At 42.6% G+C, this 14,956-nt stretch carries 11 protein-coding genes; all 11 read right to left on the bottom strand.

The window, feature by feature from the left end:
* Positions 1 to 558: 558 nt before the first annotated feature.
* Positions 559 to 1,761, bottom strand: coding sequence for a DegT/DnrJ/EryC1/StrS family aminotransferase (locus tag BM257_RS13050; RefSeq protein ID WP_092073561.1), 1,203 nt, complete (start codon positions 1,759 to 1,761; stop codon positions 559 to 561).
* On the bottom strand, positions 1,758 to 2,333 hold the full coding sequence (locus tag BM257_RS13045) for a superoxide dismutase (protein WP_092073558.1): 576 nt from the start codon (positions 2,331 to 2,333) through the stop codon (positions 1,758 to 1,760). The genes BM257_RS13050 and BM257_RS13045 overlap by 4 nt, the downstream gene beginning before the upstream one ends.
* A gap of 93 nt (positions 2,334 to 2,426) precedes the next feature.
* Positions 2,427 to 3,080 (bottom strand): DUF4276 family protein, encoded by a 654-nt coding sequence (locus tag BM257_RS13040; protein WP_092073556.1) that lies wholly within the window; start codon positions 3,078 to 3,080, stop codon positions 2,427 to 2,429.
* Positions 3,077 to 4,132 carry an AAA family ATPase gene (locus BM257_RS13035; protein WP_092073552.1) on the bottom strand — a complete coding sequence of 352 codons (1,056 nt, stop codon included), beginning with the start codon at positions 4,130 to 4,132 and terminating at the stop codon, positions 3,077 to 3,079. The genes BM257_RS13040 and BM257_RS13035 overlap by 4 nt, the downstream gene beginning before the upstream one ends.
* 217 nt (positions 4,133 to 4,349) lie before the next feature.
* Complete coding sequence (locus BM257_RS13030) at positions 4,350 to 4,580, bottom strand: helicase associated domain-containing protein (RefSeq protein ID WP_092073549.1); 231 nt, start codon at positions 4,578 to 4,580, stop codon at positions 4,350 to 4,352.
* On the bottom strand, positions 4,577 to 5,107 hold the full coding sequence (locus tag BM257_RS13025; protein ID WP_143096863.1) for an HNH endonuclease: 531 nt from the start codon (positions 5,105 to 5,107) through the stop codon (positions 4,577 to 4,579). Before BM257_RS13025 ends, BM257_RS13030 begins: the two co-directional genes overlap by 4 nt.
* Before the next feature lie 149 nt (positions 5,108 to 5,256).
* Complete coding sequence (locus BM257_RS13020; RefSeq protein WP_092073543.1) at positions 5,257 to 7,008, bottom strand: AAA family ATPase; 1,752 nt, start codon at positions 7,006 to 7,008, stop codon at positions 5,257 to 5,259.
* 24 nt (positions 7,009 to 7,032) lie between these two features.
* A complete protein-coding gene (locus BM257_RS13015) occupies positions 7,033 to 11,166 on the bottom strand; it encodes an NACHT domain-containing protein (RefSeq protein WP_092073540.1) in 4,134 nt (1,377 codons plus the stop codon).
* A 104-nt stretch (positions 11,167 to 11,270) separates the two neighbouring features.
* The gene (locus BM257_RS13010; protein ID WP_092073538.1) at positions 11,271 to 13,157 is read right to left on the bottom strand and encodes an RNA-directed DNA polymerase; all 1,887 of its coding nucleotides are present in this window, start codon (positions 13,155 to 13,157) and stop codon (positions 11,271 to 11,273) included.
* A gap of 118 nt (positions 13,158 to 13,275) precedes the next feature.
* Positions 13,276 to 14,349, bottom strand: coding sequence for an AbiH family protein (locus tag BM257_RS13005; RefSeq protein WP_092073535.1), 1,074 nt, complete (start codon positions 14,347 to 14,349; stop codon positions 13,276 to 13,278).
* A gap of 106 nt (positions 14,350 to 14,455) precedes the next feature.
* The gene (locus BM257_RS13000; RefSeq protein WP_092073532.1) at positions 14,456 to 14,755 is read right to left on the bottom strand and encodes a DUF7724 family protein; all 300 of its coding nucleotides are present in this window, start codon (positions 14,753 to 14,755) and stop codon (positions 14,456 to 14,458) included.
* Positions 14,756 to 14,956 lie beyond the last annotated feature (201 nt).

Below are 14,956 nucleotides of genomic sequence, written 5' to 3'. Positions count from 1 at the left end.
GAATTATACAAGAAAAATAGTAATCAATATACTAAAATATGTAAATATATTTAGTTAAAATATTATCCCCTAAAATTAACAAATAATTCACAGATTAACTTAACAACCTAGGACTGTCCCCGTGTGAGCTTTAGCCTTGAAATATTCTTGGAGTTAGTCTAGGGAGGCGCCAGCTTTGAATAATTTTTTGAGATGATGTATTCTTGAGCATCCTTTGAAGAAGGATGCAATGGTATTCTGGGGGATAGGGAGCCAAGCTTGCTTGAGCGCACTAGAACGCAGAATAACATGCGAGCTGACGACAGGCAGATCAAGAATACATCATCGTTAATTTTGAATAATTTCTAGCCCCAAAGGGGCATTCCAAAAAATGGAGCACTAATGTGTTTTTTAGGTTTTTGCTCTTTTATGAGATAGAGTCCCTGAAAGGGATGATGGGATTAGGGGTAAGCTTATCTGGGTGCTTGCACACAAGGAAGATGATCACTAAGAACATCAAAATGCTCGAATAAGAGCATTTATCTCAGAAAAGAGGGTTTTTCAGGTTTTTGTTAAAATCTAAGTAAAACAATTAACAACCTCCACAACACGCTTCGCATCCTCCAGCGAGAGCGCAGGCCCCATCGGGATACTCAGTTCCTCATTAGCAATCCGCTCCGTGACAGGCAGATGCAACCTCGGCATGTTCCATGCCGCATTGGCATAACACTCCTGTTGATGCGGAGCAATCGGATAATGAATCAACGTCCCCACCCCGTTATCCGCCAGATAAGCCTGCAACGCATCCCGCTTCCCCCCACTCACCAGGATCGGAAACAAATGATACACATTCTGCTCATCAGGCAACAAGTCTGGCAAAGACACCAGCGGGTTGTCGATATGCTCATAATAATAATGAGCCACCACCCTGCGATGCTCGTTATCCTCCTCCAGATATTTCAACTTCACATCCAGCACAGCCGCCTGTATCTCATCCAACCGACTGTTACGCCCCGCATATTTAAACACATATTTCTGGGGGGAGCCATAGTTCGCCAAGGCACGGATGACAGCAGCCAGTTCCTGGTCATTCGTCGTCACAGCACCGCCATCCCCCAGAGCCCCCAGGTTCTTCCCCGGGTAAAACGAATGCCCTGCCGCATCCCCAATACTTCCCGTAACTTTAACCTCTAACCTCTCACCTCTAACCTCTAACCTCTCACCCTTAACCGTGAACCCTTCACCTCTCACCTCTAACCTCTCACCTCTAACCTTTACCTTCGCCCCATGCGCTTGCGCACTGTCCTCCACCAGTTTCAGCTGATACTTCTCACAAAGCGCCCCGATCTTCTCCGTATAAGCATTACGCCCATACAGATGTACGATACAGATCGCTTTAGTCTTCGGAGAAATCGCCTCCTCTATCCTGTCATCATCCATCTCCAGTGTGTTCCGTTTAGGTTCCACCAGCACCGGTTTCAACCCATTCTCCGTGATAGCAAGAATCGTGGCGATATACGTATGAGCAGGAACGATCACCTCGTCCCCCGGTTGCATGACCCCCATTTCCAGATACGCACGGAAGATCAGGAAGAGCGCATCCAGTCCATTGGCACACCCTATACAACACCTAGTCCCGATAAACCGCGCATAGTCAGCCTCAAACCGTTCATTCTCCTTCCCTTGGAGATACCATCCCCCTTTCACAACGCGGCACACCGCCTCGTTGATCTCAGCCCCATGCAGAGCCGTCACCTCCTTCAATGACAAAAATGGTATCATATCCTTTCCGCCACCACCTTCCAATCAACAATCTGCCAAAGGGCAGCAAGATGATCAGGTCGACGATTCTGATAATCCAGGTAATACGCATGCTCCCATACATCAAACGTCAGCAACGGCTTCAAACCCTTCTGGATAGGATTAGCCGCATTCACCTCCTGCGTGATCACCAGCTTCCCGTCCTTGTCAGCCGACAGCCATACCCAGCCAGAGCCAAACAGAGTTGCCCCCTTTTTCTGGAACTCCTCCTTAAAAGCCTCAAACGACCCGAAGTCACGAGCAATCGCCTCCGCCAGCTTTCCCGTAGGCTTATTGTCAGCCTTAGGCGCAGCGAACTGTCCGAAGTACAAGTTATGGTTCAGGATCTGCCCCGCATTATTCAGGATGCCCCCCGTCGCCTTACATACAATCTCCTCCAGCGTAGCCTTCTCAAACCCGCTACCCTCCAGCAGCCCATTTAAGTTATTCACATACGCCTGCAGATGCTTCCCATGATGGTAAGCTATCGTCTCCCGGCTAATCACCGGCTCCAGCGCCTCTGGCGCATAAGGAAGTTGAATTAATGTAAACATAAACTATAAGTATTCAAGTTACGCACTGTCATCAATCTTATTTTTTGCAAAAATACCAGCATTTTTCCTTTTATTCGTGCCATTCGTGTTCGATCACACCTTCTCCATTTCACTCACCCATTCATTAAAGTGAGGACAGCATTGTCTCATCCTTTCCAGTCCTATGTCCATGGCAACGCAATTACCATCCAGCACCTTGCTATAACTCTTCACCGCACCAAGTATGCGCTTCGACGGAGCCGTCTTCGGGCTGTTGTTGATGTCCTCCGGATTGGCAAACTTACTCACCACCCTCCTCAGCTGCTCCAAGTCCAGGTCATAGTCAGCAAAGTTCCGTGCAAAGGCATCCACGTCGCTGAACAACAGACTCTCAAACTCATGCAACTGAATATGAGGTATAAATCTGTGGCGACATTCGTCAGGTATCTCATTACGCATCGCATCCTCCAGTGCTCGCACCTTGTCAATATTATGCGGGGCCTTCTGCGAAGCATCCCATCCGGGGAACTCATGATCCTTCCTTATGCCGTAATAATCTATAAACGTTGTCACAATGGCATCACCTTCAGCCAGATGTCGCTCCAGCTGGCTCTTCAGTACTCGCCAGGCCACAATGCCTCCGCCAGATTGCTTAATCAGTGGAGCTTCTATCACGATGTCCAGCTTCTGGAAATGAGGCAACAGAATGTCCTGACAGAACTCCTTCTCCGTCGGACCCTCACAGACCACAATTATTCTCTTCATCATGGCTGACCTCCTTTCACAATACTCTGCCTCCACAAGTCACCTATCGTATACTCATTCAGCCACACCTTCAAGTCCTCGCTGTTCAGCCGCTCCATGCTCGTCACCCCGTCAGTCTGGGTAACTGTTATCACATCTTCAGGCTCAAACTGGCTGATCAGGTCTGAGCTCTGTGTAGCAATTATAATCTGCGTACCCCGCTGCTTGGCCGACTGTATCAGCCCTGCCAGTTTCTGGATGGCCACAGGGTGCAAGCCCAACTCCGGCTCGTCTATGATAATCACACTCGGCAGCACTGGCTGCATAAACAGCGTCGCCAACGCAATGAAACGAATCGTACCGTCCGACAGATCATTCGGACCATACACCATATCACCATACTTGTCCCGCCACTGCAGCCTCAGTGTATCTGCCTGCGAAACATTAAAGTAAAAGTCCTGAAAATATGGAGCCACACTCTGTATCACCTTGACGATACGTCTGTAAACAATAGGCTGCTCCCTATTGATGCGATATAGTATAGCCGCCAGGTTCTCCCCGTGGGCATACAGGTAATACGCATCATTCTGTACATGACATTCCGATGCAAAAGGCGACCGTCTGCCCGTATCGTGGAAGTGGAACTTCCTGATGTGCGACAGATACGTCTTGATATAGTCGCCCCGTTTCATGCCGTTATACCCCTTGATATTCGTTTCCGGGGTAAACTGCGAAATGCTCACGCTGTCGTTATAGTATCCCAGCCTCTCGTCCGCCACAATCAGCTTTCCGTCAGCCTCCTGCAACCTCAGCATATAGCTGTTATGACCCATCGTCAACTGAGCCTCTATCACGTCAGTAACCTTACGTCCACGGAACAACAACTTGTCAACCCCTCCCAATGTGGCAACATAGTTAGCCAGCCGTTGTTCAAAGGCATTATTCAGCATCTCGAACATCGACAGAAAATTACTTTTTCCCGATCCGTTCGAGCCAATCAGCAAGTTCAGCCCACCCAGTTTCAGGTTGAGCTCCTTGAACGATTTATATCCTTTTATGGTTACTTCGTTTACCATTTCGACTGCAAAATTAACGATTCCCCCCGTATTTTATTGCATTCCTTTGTATTATTATTCTTTTTTAAGACATCCATTTCCCATCTCAATTGTCAATTGTCAACTCTCAACTCTTCCCTCATCCCTCTTACATCTTCCCTCATCCATCATCCTTCAGACATCTTCCCTCATCCCTCTTCCATCTTCCTTCTTCCATCTTACATCTTCCCTCATACATCTACTCCCACTGATTCTTCCTCCGATACTGTTCCGTCATTTCCAGAAGTTTTCTGAACTTCTCCACCCTTTCCGGCTTCATTTTCCCAGCATTAAGAGCTTTTCTATTAGCCTTCAGCCAATTCAGCATATCTCTATCCTCTGCCACATATTTCGAGGGATTCCTATGGTTAGTCTCTATGAAACCAACCACCTCCTCATACCGTTTCTGCCACCTTTCGTCCTGTGTCATCCTATCCCATTCTCCATTTTATACGTCCTTATCCTATTCTTGATATCCTCAAGAAACTCATCCAAGTCATCAACCAACTTCTGATTATCCTCGTCAGTCAACATCAAGATAGTTCGGGTTTCATCAATTACCCCCTGTTTAATCAGCTCCATCGCTCTCGCGGCAGCCACCTCATATCGGTTCAGTTCGCACAGCCATATCGTATACCTGCCTTTATCAGATATACCCCTATACAAGATGTCGCCAATAAACTCAATATTCTCCGAATATTTGTCCAAGTGTGGATGAATCAACTTGTATGCTTTCGCATCATGGGGCAACTCCTCTACCGATTCATCTACTAATGTCTTCTTCCTATGACCTTTCTTCGTATTACACAACTTACACGACAAGCAAAGGTTAAACGGCTCATACATCCAGTTAGGCTTCAAGTTTTTAGGCACAATATGCTCTATCTCAGGCGTCACCTCGTTGGTATGCAGTTCCAGCCTGCAATATGCACACCGATAATTTTGCTTAGGAAGCATATCCCGCCTAAACCTTCCCTTAAACCCATCCAAACATTTTTTCTCCCAATCTCCCTTATCCTTCTCTACAGGACTGGCCTCCTCAATGGCCATTAAGTCTTCACCCGTCAAATCATAAGGACGATTAATTACGAAATCCTCTGTCACCTTCATTTTCCCGCAAAGCCTTCTATAATGGTAGAAATGATTTTCTTCATCGGGTCAACATCCGAAAGATTGCCCGATACGCTCTCCAGAAAGTCCACCTGTGTTCTAACTTCTTTGGCAGTTATCGTGTTATCGCCAATATTCTTCAATAGCGTGCCCACCACTTCTGCCAAATACTTATTCCTGTCCGTCGCCGTTTTAAACACTTTCAGGAGCACTTCTTCTGCGCTCCATCCATAAGTACTTTCCGCTATGGTGGTCGCATTCAAACTTCCGTCTTTATCTTTCTCTATTTGGGTAACAGCCGAACGCTTCATCGGCAAGTCCGAAACCAACATATGGCTATGCGTTGCAATCAGCAGATGGCATACTTGATTTGCCAACGCTCTGTCAAGGTTGTCTATCAATGTCATCTGCCAGTTCGGATGCAGACTCAATTCCGGTTCATCAAGCAGTACCAATGTATGCGGATCATTTGCAGCAGCCGATATACTCAAAACAGTTGACAGCATCGCGAACTCTCCCGAACTCAGATCTTCCGACGTAACATCTACTCCCGGTTTGTGGAATATCACATTCGCAGAGTTAACAAAACGATATTTTTTCAACTTATAGATAAGCTGAAGTTCCTCTAGGAAACCACTTGATGCTGAGTCAAAATCTATATCGTAATCGTATGTTGTTTTGGAAGCCGGTGATTTATTCTTATAAAAAGTATACAGTTTGTTTGCTAGCTCATTCTTTTCCTGTCTACTATACGTATCATAATCATTGTCATTATCAACTTCTTTCTTAATATCCTCTTTTACAACGCCATCTTTCTTGGATTTCATTACAACCGTATACGACAACGATATACGATGGTCATACCCAATGAAGTCAAGTATCGAACAAATGTTCTTCCGTTGCCTATCATTCATCTGCTCATTCAGTGCAAATAGCAACCTGAAGGCAATGGCAGAAGAAGAAATCATATTACCATTCACATGAGCTCCCACGTATCTATAATACGGCACGTCATATCTCGTTTGAGCCGATCCATTTACTTTCTGTACGGGAAGCTTGTCGAATGCACCGAAATGACAAGCAACAATTGAAGGTAGCCGTAAATCCTTAATGGAATAAAAATACCCATTAATTCGCACAAAATAATTCTTCTCCAGCCTAAATACTTCACAATCTATACCATCTATATGATATTTGATGCCTTTTAACCGACCTTTATTAGCTGGCGATAACTTCGCGTCTTTATCGTTAGCAGCACAAGCATGTAAATCAATAAAAAAATCCACAATTTCTTTCATCAGCATACTCTTACCTACTCCATTGGTACCAATACATACTGAGTATAGCGGTAACCCCTCTGCCTCTTCGAACGATCCTGTGTTTATCCTGGTAAGATTATTAGCAGCTGAGAGTACAAGTAGCTCGCTAATCCAAAAACTATCTTCCTCGCTATATACCAGAGATGGTGGCGATACAAGTTCACTGAAACTTCTATTCCCCTGGGGCTTAAACCATGTCAGGTTGCTATACGCACTCCCATTGATATCTTTATTTGCAGCAGCCTTTACTATCTTGCCATAGTCAGTATCCTTACCGAACATCACCCTTGCAAGGGTTGCTATTTCGTCAGGTATCTTTGTGTTTATTGATAGAAGATCTTCCTTATAACCCAAAGCCTTAAGCAAGCTATCAAGTGTAGACAGCCCTATATTCAATTCCGACAACAGTTTATTTACTCGTATCCCCATTGTGTTATTACGTTCATATAGTTACTACTTCTCATGACAACACCTCAAACTCCCCACGACTCTACCACTCTCATCCAGCGTATAAGTCCCGCTAACAATAAGCCACATAGGCAGCTTTGGCACACTATTATAATTATGAATTCCAATTATATTCTTCTCACCAAGCACATACCACATTATCTTCTTGTGGTGTTCCTTGAGATATTCCAACAGAGCATCCTTCCTAACCAATAAATAGGTTTTCGACTTTTCGATGGCTCCAGCATCAAAACAAATCACCTTGCCTTCCTCGTTCTCGAACACCCCTTCTTCATCGGCAAATTGCATTTTCATACCGTCAAACAATTGCTTTGAAGGAATAAGGAAACTATAAGTTTTTTCTTTGGAATAATCTTCTCCAGCCTCCCACAAATAACAAATTGATGATACCTCCCCATAGGCAATGATTTGGTTCGTAATCCTGTCATAAAACACCTTCTTTGTCTGTCCATCATCATCAAAGCATCTATATGACGGTGACCAGTAATACTCCCTGTAGAACACTTCGTACCGCTCACTGTTCTCCGGCATCCATCTGCCACCAAAGTTCTGGTTCGCGGCCCATCCATACAAATGCGGAAATTCTTCTTCGTCAACGATACAGCTTCTCACCTGATACCACAGCCTTTTGTATATGTCATCCTTGCCATGTGGTTCATCCCACTCCGGATAGCATTCCAATGCAAGCCATTCACACCCATCAGAATCCTTCACTTCTATAATCGGCTCGACTGGTGGCACATCATCATCAATATTAAGCCAATCGACCATTCCTGCATTCCAGTTCTCATACTTACCTCCATACCACCAGAATTCATCACGGGATTTCGTGTCTCCCCAATCCCCATTTACTCGTATAAGGGTCGTAGGGTCTATATCTCGAACATAAGGATTCCACGGCCCTTCATATTCAACTTCATTCTCACTCCACCTATACTCCAACTTGGGGAAATTATCTGCCACTCTGGCCAACAATTCATGCAGGACCAACCACTGATATTTCTTACCTATCCGCTCATTAGGTATGGTCGTGCGTCCTCTCCCTGAGCCTACGTTCTTATCAAACTCGCCGTGTCTTTCTTCACTGTATCCATATTTCTCAATAATGAGTTTTATAGCCACATTACTCAGATCCTCAGCATCTATTTTCCAGTCACTCAAAGCACTCTGGAATGTATATCTGCCAAAGTCTCCATACGAGAAGCCGATAGTCGTATGCTCCGTAAACATGGAGGTGAGCATATTATACATGCCATAACAATCTTTATTCCCGCTGCATTGCTCATACAGTGTTTTTATTTCTTCGTTAGGCACAGGCGCAAAATCAAACGAACTCTTATACGGTGGCCGTATTCTATCCACATCTATATCAAACTGATCTCCCATTGAGAGTGTATATTCTATAACCCCTCTTGCATAGTCACGAAGCAAAACATGTGGGTAAACTTCATCTTCAACATCAAATACCATTGTATAGATGTATTGGCACAAACTGACCAGATGCTGTTTATTCTTTGCCCTTACTGCGCACCCTAAAGCCACGGCATATAGTCTTTCATGTATGTATGGGTCATCAACGGTCTTGAACTTTTCAAAGATTGGTATAAGCACCTGCATCCTGTTATGAAGCAACTGCACAAGGGCCTTTGTCGCAGTATCACGTAGCTTACGGTTGGTGCTTGCCAAGAACCATGATAGCAAGGTAGCTCCCAGTTCTACCGACTTATCGTCAATATATACCTTATCGCTTTCATCCCAAACCCAGTTAATAATATCCTCAACAATGTTTTCCCTACTACCATATATCCTATACAACACCGGTATCCACAAAGCATCCCTGTCTGCCAATCTCATCGGCGCAAGCATCTTATGCAGATAATCGGCATTATAATAGTTCCCACTATTAAAACCAATCTCTATCACAGTTCTGATAAGACGCTCTCTAAATGCGTCATCATCCATAAATTCAGCGAAATAGATATCAAGTCGCGCATCTATGGTCTTCTCATCTCTCCATATCAAACTGGACAGTACCGCATGCACCACAGCTTTACTATCCCTAAAACTCGGCAATGCATCATACAATTCAACTCCCTTCCGCTCCGGCAACAAGGTTGCCAGTGATTCTAACAGACCTTCTATCCTATACGGAATTTTCACAGTCTGAACATATTCCTCCAAAGCATTAGTATCATATTGCAATTCGTCTATAAGATACGCTGCCTGCAGAACATTTTCAAATCTTTCGTATGTCAGGTATATACATTCACCATAACTCCCATCCGATTTACAGAAGGCGCTTTTGCTGAAAACGCCTTCAGACACTAGGCAATCCATCAATTCACCCTCACTGAAAACACTCGGACAAATATCCGCGAACATTTCAATGGCTTTATCTATAGGTATCTCATGTCGGCCTTCTTTCGTGGTACTCGCAATATATTTGCGTACCGCTTTCTCTACGCACCTGATTGATGGTGAATATCGTTTGTCCTTTCTGATAGATTTCTCTACGCCATCAAAAAACAGATTCATGACCGATGTTATACCCCTAATCCCATCAGGAATCTTCCTATGGCCATTATTTTTCATTCCTTCGCAGAACAAATGCAGAAACAGTGGATTCCTGAATTCAGGATTGAGTAGCGGTACTGATGGATACAATATGTTGTATTCTTTAAAATACAATTGTACGGCCTTTTGGGTACTACGGCCAAATCCATGATGCCATGCTCTTACACAGTAATCATGCCTAAACTCATCCCATGGAAGTATAGCCTCAATGTATGACGAGCGGATACTCATAACCAATCCCAGCCAAGGATGCTGCCTAATTCTATCAATAAAACTACGGATGTCTCTTTGCCAAATATTCAACCCGTGTCCCTCATTGATGGCATCAATAAAGATGATTAACCGGTGGCCTGTCGTCACAGCCTTCGCTTCAAGCATTTCCAACAACTCTTCTGGGGTTCCGCTAAAATAAAGCATCTTCATCATCTGAGCAAAGGCATCTTCATCAGTTGTGAATTTCTGTCCCAGAAAAAGTAGACTGGTCTGTTTTGCTTTTTCCCGTCGTTTCACAACTTCTGCTATTAAATGTGACTTACCTACACCAGCTTCTCCCTGAAGAATCAAGATAGGGGCTTTTATCAACCTCATGAGATCCTGATTCAGATCGTTATAGACATTCAGCACATCAACGCCTAATTCATATAATTGGCTGGATATTCTGTTCTCTTCGTATGTCGGTTTTTCTTTTTCTACTATTTTGTATGCAATACTTTGTACTGCCTCGGCCAGTGCCGATAGTGCCGTCAAAAAAGCATCAAGCGGTATGCTATCTATACCAAAAACATTGGTTTCATAAATTTGCTTGATGGTATTCCTTACATTCTCAACCTTATCCAAGGCCTCATGACAATGCTTATCCTTCTCTATTTTTCCACAAGCATCCTCTGCAGCTTTCAGTTCTTCACTAAGAAAATGCCTAAATGACTCCCCACGTGATAGCACCTCAAAGTATTCAATGGGCTCAACCTCAACATTCAACTTAGGTAAATACCGTTTACCTAAATCTTTTATCGAGCCCGTATTGAAGCGCTTCAAATCCTCGTCAGTAAACTCATTCCCCCCAAACCAAAACCGTATCATTCCTTGGTTTGCAGGCCTTTGTATTCTTTCTATTAAATCTGTTGCCCACCAGAACTCAAACGTGACATCAGGATTATTCTTTGACCATCTTTTCACATAACCCTCAATCCGCTCCTTCATACTTTTTTTTCCTTCAACATGAGCGTCTGATGAGTCTGTGGGCACTGCTATAATATATCTCTTCAGGTTCGGGTGAGAATTTAGCGCCTCTTTAACCGAACCATCTATTTGCTGGTACTGTGAGTTGTCAAAAGCCTTACAGAAATATTTAGCTTGCCATGCCACTTCACTGCCATCTTCCAGTATCCAATAGCACTCCACACCCCCATCGGGTTTACCGTTACGTATGTATCTCTTTTTGCATGGAATCTCCTCTTTGCGTGCCAGTTGGCATACAAATTCCTCAAAACCGTCCCTTGCCGACCCATTCACGGGTCTAATGCCATTGAAATCAAGATTCATCATAACATCTTATTCCTCAGATAATAGGCATATTTTTCAAGCATCCCCGTTATTAATACCGTAATTAACACACTCTGGCAACAGCGACCATTCATCAACAATCCAACTTAATAACCAGAATATAGCCTTATACGTTCTATGAACTCCCGAACAAGTTTTTCATCATCAATCTCTTCTCCTCGAAAAACAGGATTCAATATACGATCAAGAATATCCCTGTCAAAGTCCATATCCTCTATTTCAGCATCTATCAAATCACGTAAATTCTTTACCTCTCCACCATCCTCCGAGTCATCATCAATATACTTATTAAAGGCCTCTTTCCTGACCTTATCCAGAATTTTGTCTTTCAAAATATTTGCCTCATCTCTGGTCGAGAGTGGATAATAATCATATGGAAGTCTTTCTATATAATCGTATGATGTATAATCTGCATCCGTATTACAATCATAGAACATCACACCTTCATTGTGTAACATTGAGAAAAAAGGATCAGCAGCGATATAAGCACTATTATTTATCCATCCATGTTCTGAAGCCTCATACATCAACAACCAATCCTCCGAATACAAAGAGTTAGCGCTCCATGAAGTACTTAGATTCCCAATATACGTCTGAACATCAGCATCAACAAGTAATGTTGACTGTAGATTATGCAGAATATCCAAAAGAATAATAGAGCAAATAGCACTTCTCATCTGAAAAATGTTACATATCCATTGCTTCTCAACCTCTATACCATATTTCTTACACATCCACAAAGCCCATGCCACTTCATTATCCTTTGCGTAAGGTACATGCTCTTTAAGAATTGTCGTTATCGTATCAGATAACATATCTATGGACGGTCGTTCTGAACTAAAGTCAAATATCTTGCATATAGACGGCAGAAGAGACGGATTGAGAATTGCTGTCTTGTATAGTAATGGCTCATAAATATCCTTATTACTCTTATCCAGTTTGACACGCTGATTAATTAACAAACTCAAACCATACCTAAAGATTGTCAGCGTTTTCTCAGGTTTCAGTTCTGCGCACTTCCACATAATGTCAAAAAGGCGAATCAACCCATCGGTTTTTACCATATTATTATTTGTAATCCTCACTGGATTAATTTCCCGTACATATTCCTCATTGATTGCAGAAGGAGCTTTCTTCTTGACAAATTTTGCTTCATTAATCTCCAAGCCAAACTGTCTCAGCTCTTCTTGTAAAGACTGATAGATTTCATCTGCCTCCTCACTTGTATCTACATAATAAGTATAATCATCATAATAACGATGTCCCTTCAATTGCGGATATCTTACTGCCATATTAGCATCAATTCTAGACATGATTAACTCACCTATCAGAAATGACACATCAGGTCCAATTAAGATACCATGAGTCTGACACTCATTACAATTTCTGAGTGCCACATCAATATCATCAGCCATCTGATACAACGTCACCTCTGAAGCAGGGGTGTGGGCACTACGCTGAGCCCTACTCATACTCCATATAGCTTTAGCTTTGTCACGTCCTAATAATGCCCATGAAATCGAATGAGTATAAATCGTCGGATAAAAGTTTGCGACATCAAGTTTTACTTCATAGCGTTTTGAGAGAGCCATCTTCAATTTTTCACGCTGAATAACAGAAAGTAATATATGACGAGGTATAATACATCTCTTTGATATATCCGACTCATAATAAGCTTTACTAATAGAATATGGTGAATGTGGAATGTTTTGGATAATATTCATCTCGTTTCTAACGATCACATCAGCCAATTTCAAATAATTGAGAGGATTAGGAATATGTATTGTCCTTCTTGACACATCACTTTTCTCAATAGAATAAAGTGCAGGAGCAGAAGATTTCTTATCATATCCGTTTACGGCACTAATTCCTGAAAGGAAATCCTGTCCCTTCAGCGCAAACTTATAAGTATTAAACGCTGGAGGCAGTTCTTTCGGGAAATACCCCCTCTGTAACAATTCAAATAAATCCATTTTTTTAATATGTTATACCATATCTCCTATATAAATACAGATAACTATCACGCTTGTCCCAACCCTAAACCATCATACATCTTATACCTCACCATCCACCTAGTCTCTTGATCCATAGCTAAACCTGTTTCCACTCTTCTGGTTTAAACATACTCTTTGTCACAGCCACAAACACATAGTTTCTGTATTTCTCTACTTCATCACCTAATCCAAGTTTGGTAATGAAATTTGCCTTGGCTTGATCCTCTGCTTCCATCTGGTCATAGATATTGTCGAAACCATCCTGATACTCATTAATCAGGAAATAGCATTTCTCTTGTTTTAGCAAATCTCTCAACTTTGCTCTCCACATCAAGTCAGAATCTCCAAGCGATGCGCCATATACAGCTATCACCTTTGCATTGCTCAGTAAATTCGTTAGGTGTGCTTTTCTCTGATTGTCAAGCATGTCATTCGTCAAAGGTTTCACCAGCATTCGCTTCACCCTGACATCCTCCCTTAAATCCTCATTGGCTATCTGAGACGTGTCGTTCACGCCCATAAGCACATTCAGCATTTCCAAATCACCGTGAACATGAGCTATCTCACCCCAGTTGGTGCTTCTTCCTACAGCATTGACAGTTGGTCCATTTTTCTCGTAGATTGTCTCACAACACTTCGTATAATTCAACGAAAGAATGAAAAGTCCTGTATCCCCATCAACCAAACGCGCATATCTTTTTTTCTCGTTGATACTCAGGTATCGCTCTGGCTGGCTGAAGTCTACTCTCAATTTACCACATATCTTTTCATCACGGACAAATTGTTTTTCCTGCTTACGCAGGTATTCCATCAATTCCTTGTTGATATCAAGATAAACTATCTTTAGTTCCTCGTATGACTTCAATTCCTTGGTGTATTTGCCCAAAGCCAGCTCCAAATCTTCCCAATTTACATCTGGCAATCTATTTTTCTTACCTTCAAGATAGTCGTTGATATGCTCTTTCAGATGTAATATTAGTTCATTAGCAGATGGTCTCTGACTATAATATCCATAAAAGTTTTCATATTTTGTTTTCAACCCCAGTTGCAGGTCAAAACCATTTCCTAATAAAAACGCAATATTCATATATACATCTCTCCCTCCATCATCTTCATCAGCTTCGGCAACATTCCTTCTATCTTCCAACACAATGTCACCGTTATTTCTCATAATACCCCTTTTCGCTATATTGCGACCAGCGGAGATACATTTCCTGATAATGATCCTTGATAAACTCAGATATTTTAGCTATCTCACGATCATTAAGGATACCATATCAGGCATAAGCTATACGTACACTTTTTATGGGTTTTAAAAAAGAAGCAGAATCAATATAAAGCCCTTCAAGAATAGGCTTCAAGTCAATATACTCCTCTTCCGACTCAGCATTATGTCTGTATTTTGCAAGCACCACCAAATAGCCATCGTCCCAACGCAGTACATCAACATACCGCTCCAAGCTATAGGGTGCTCGGAAGCGAATGTTGTAACCGCCATAGCTGAAGGCTGTGAAGCCATCGGCACTGCTTAGTACGGCTTCATGGTTCGAGGATAATGTATTGTTACGCTCTGTCATCAATCTTATTTTTTGCAAAAATACAACTTTTCTTCAACACATAAAGGATTTCTTTATAAATTAACACTTTTTAGCCCCCATCCCCTTCCACTATCTTCATCCTTTCGGAGTCCGTAGGCTTTGAATTATCTAAAAACAAGGAAGTCCGTAGGCATTGATTAATCTAAAAATACTAGGGAGTGCGGCAGCTTTGAATAGCTC

Origin of the sequence: Prevotella sp. tf2-5 (assembly GCF_900115435.1) — a bacterium.
In the GTDB taxonomy this organism is placed as follows: Bacteria; Bacteroidota; Bacteroidia; order Bacteroidales; family Bacteroidaceae; genus Prevotella.
The sequence above is the reverse complement of the archived record's forward strand: the minus strand, read 5'-3'. Positions and strand labels throughout refer to the sequence as shown.

Excerpts from the sequence above, each read along its gene's own strand:
- BM257_RS13050 (WP_092073561.1), bottom strand. The coding sequence starts at position 1,761 with ATGATACCATTTTTGTCATTGAAGGAGGTGACGGCTCTGCATGGGGCT.
- BM257_RS13015 (WP_092073540.1), bottom strand. The coding sequence starts at position 11,166 with ATGATGAATCTTGATTTCAATGGCATTAGACCCGTGAATGGGTCGGCA.
- BM257_RS13025 (WP_143096863.1), bottom strand. The coding sequence starts at position 5,107 with ATGCTTCCTAAGCAAAATTATCGGTGTGCATATTGCAGGCTGGAACTG.
- BM257_RS13045 (WP_092073558.1), bottom strand. The coding sequence starts at position 2,333 with ATGTTTACATTAATTCAACTTCCTTATGCGCCAGAGGCGCTGGAGCCG.
- BM257_RS13040 (WP_092073556.1), bottom strand. The coding sequence starts at position 3,080 with ATGATGAAGAGAATAATTGTGGTCTGTGAGGGTCCGACGGAGAAGGAG.
- BM257_RS13035 (WP_092073552.1), bottom strand. The coding sequence starts at position 4,132 with ATGGTAAACGAAGTAACCATAAAAGGATATAAATCGTTCAAGGAGCTC.
- BM257_RS13000 (WP_092073532.1), bottom strand. The coding sequence starts at position 14,755 with ATGACAGAGCGTAACAATACATTATCCTCGAACCATGAAGCCGTACTA.
- BM257_RS13020 (WP_092073543.1), bottom strand. The coding sequence starts at position 7,008 with ATGGGGATACGAGTAAATAAACTGTTGTCGGAATTGAATATAGGGCTG.
- BM257_RS13005 (WP_092073535.1), bottom strand. The coding sequence starts at position 14,349 with ATGAGAAATAACGGTGACATTGTGTTGGAAGATAGAAGGAATGTTGCC.
- BM257_RS13010 (WP_092073538.1), bottom strand. The coding sequence starts at position 13,157 with ATGGATTTATTTGAATTGTTACAGAGGGGGTATTTCCCGAAAGAACTG.
- BM257_RS13030 (WP_092073549.1), bottom strand. The coding sequence starts at position 4,580 with ATGACACAGGACGAAAGGTGGCAGAAACGGTATGAGGAGGTGGTTGGT.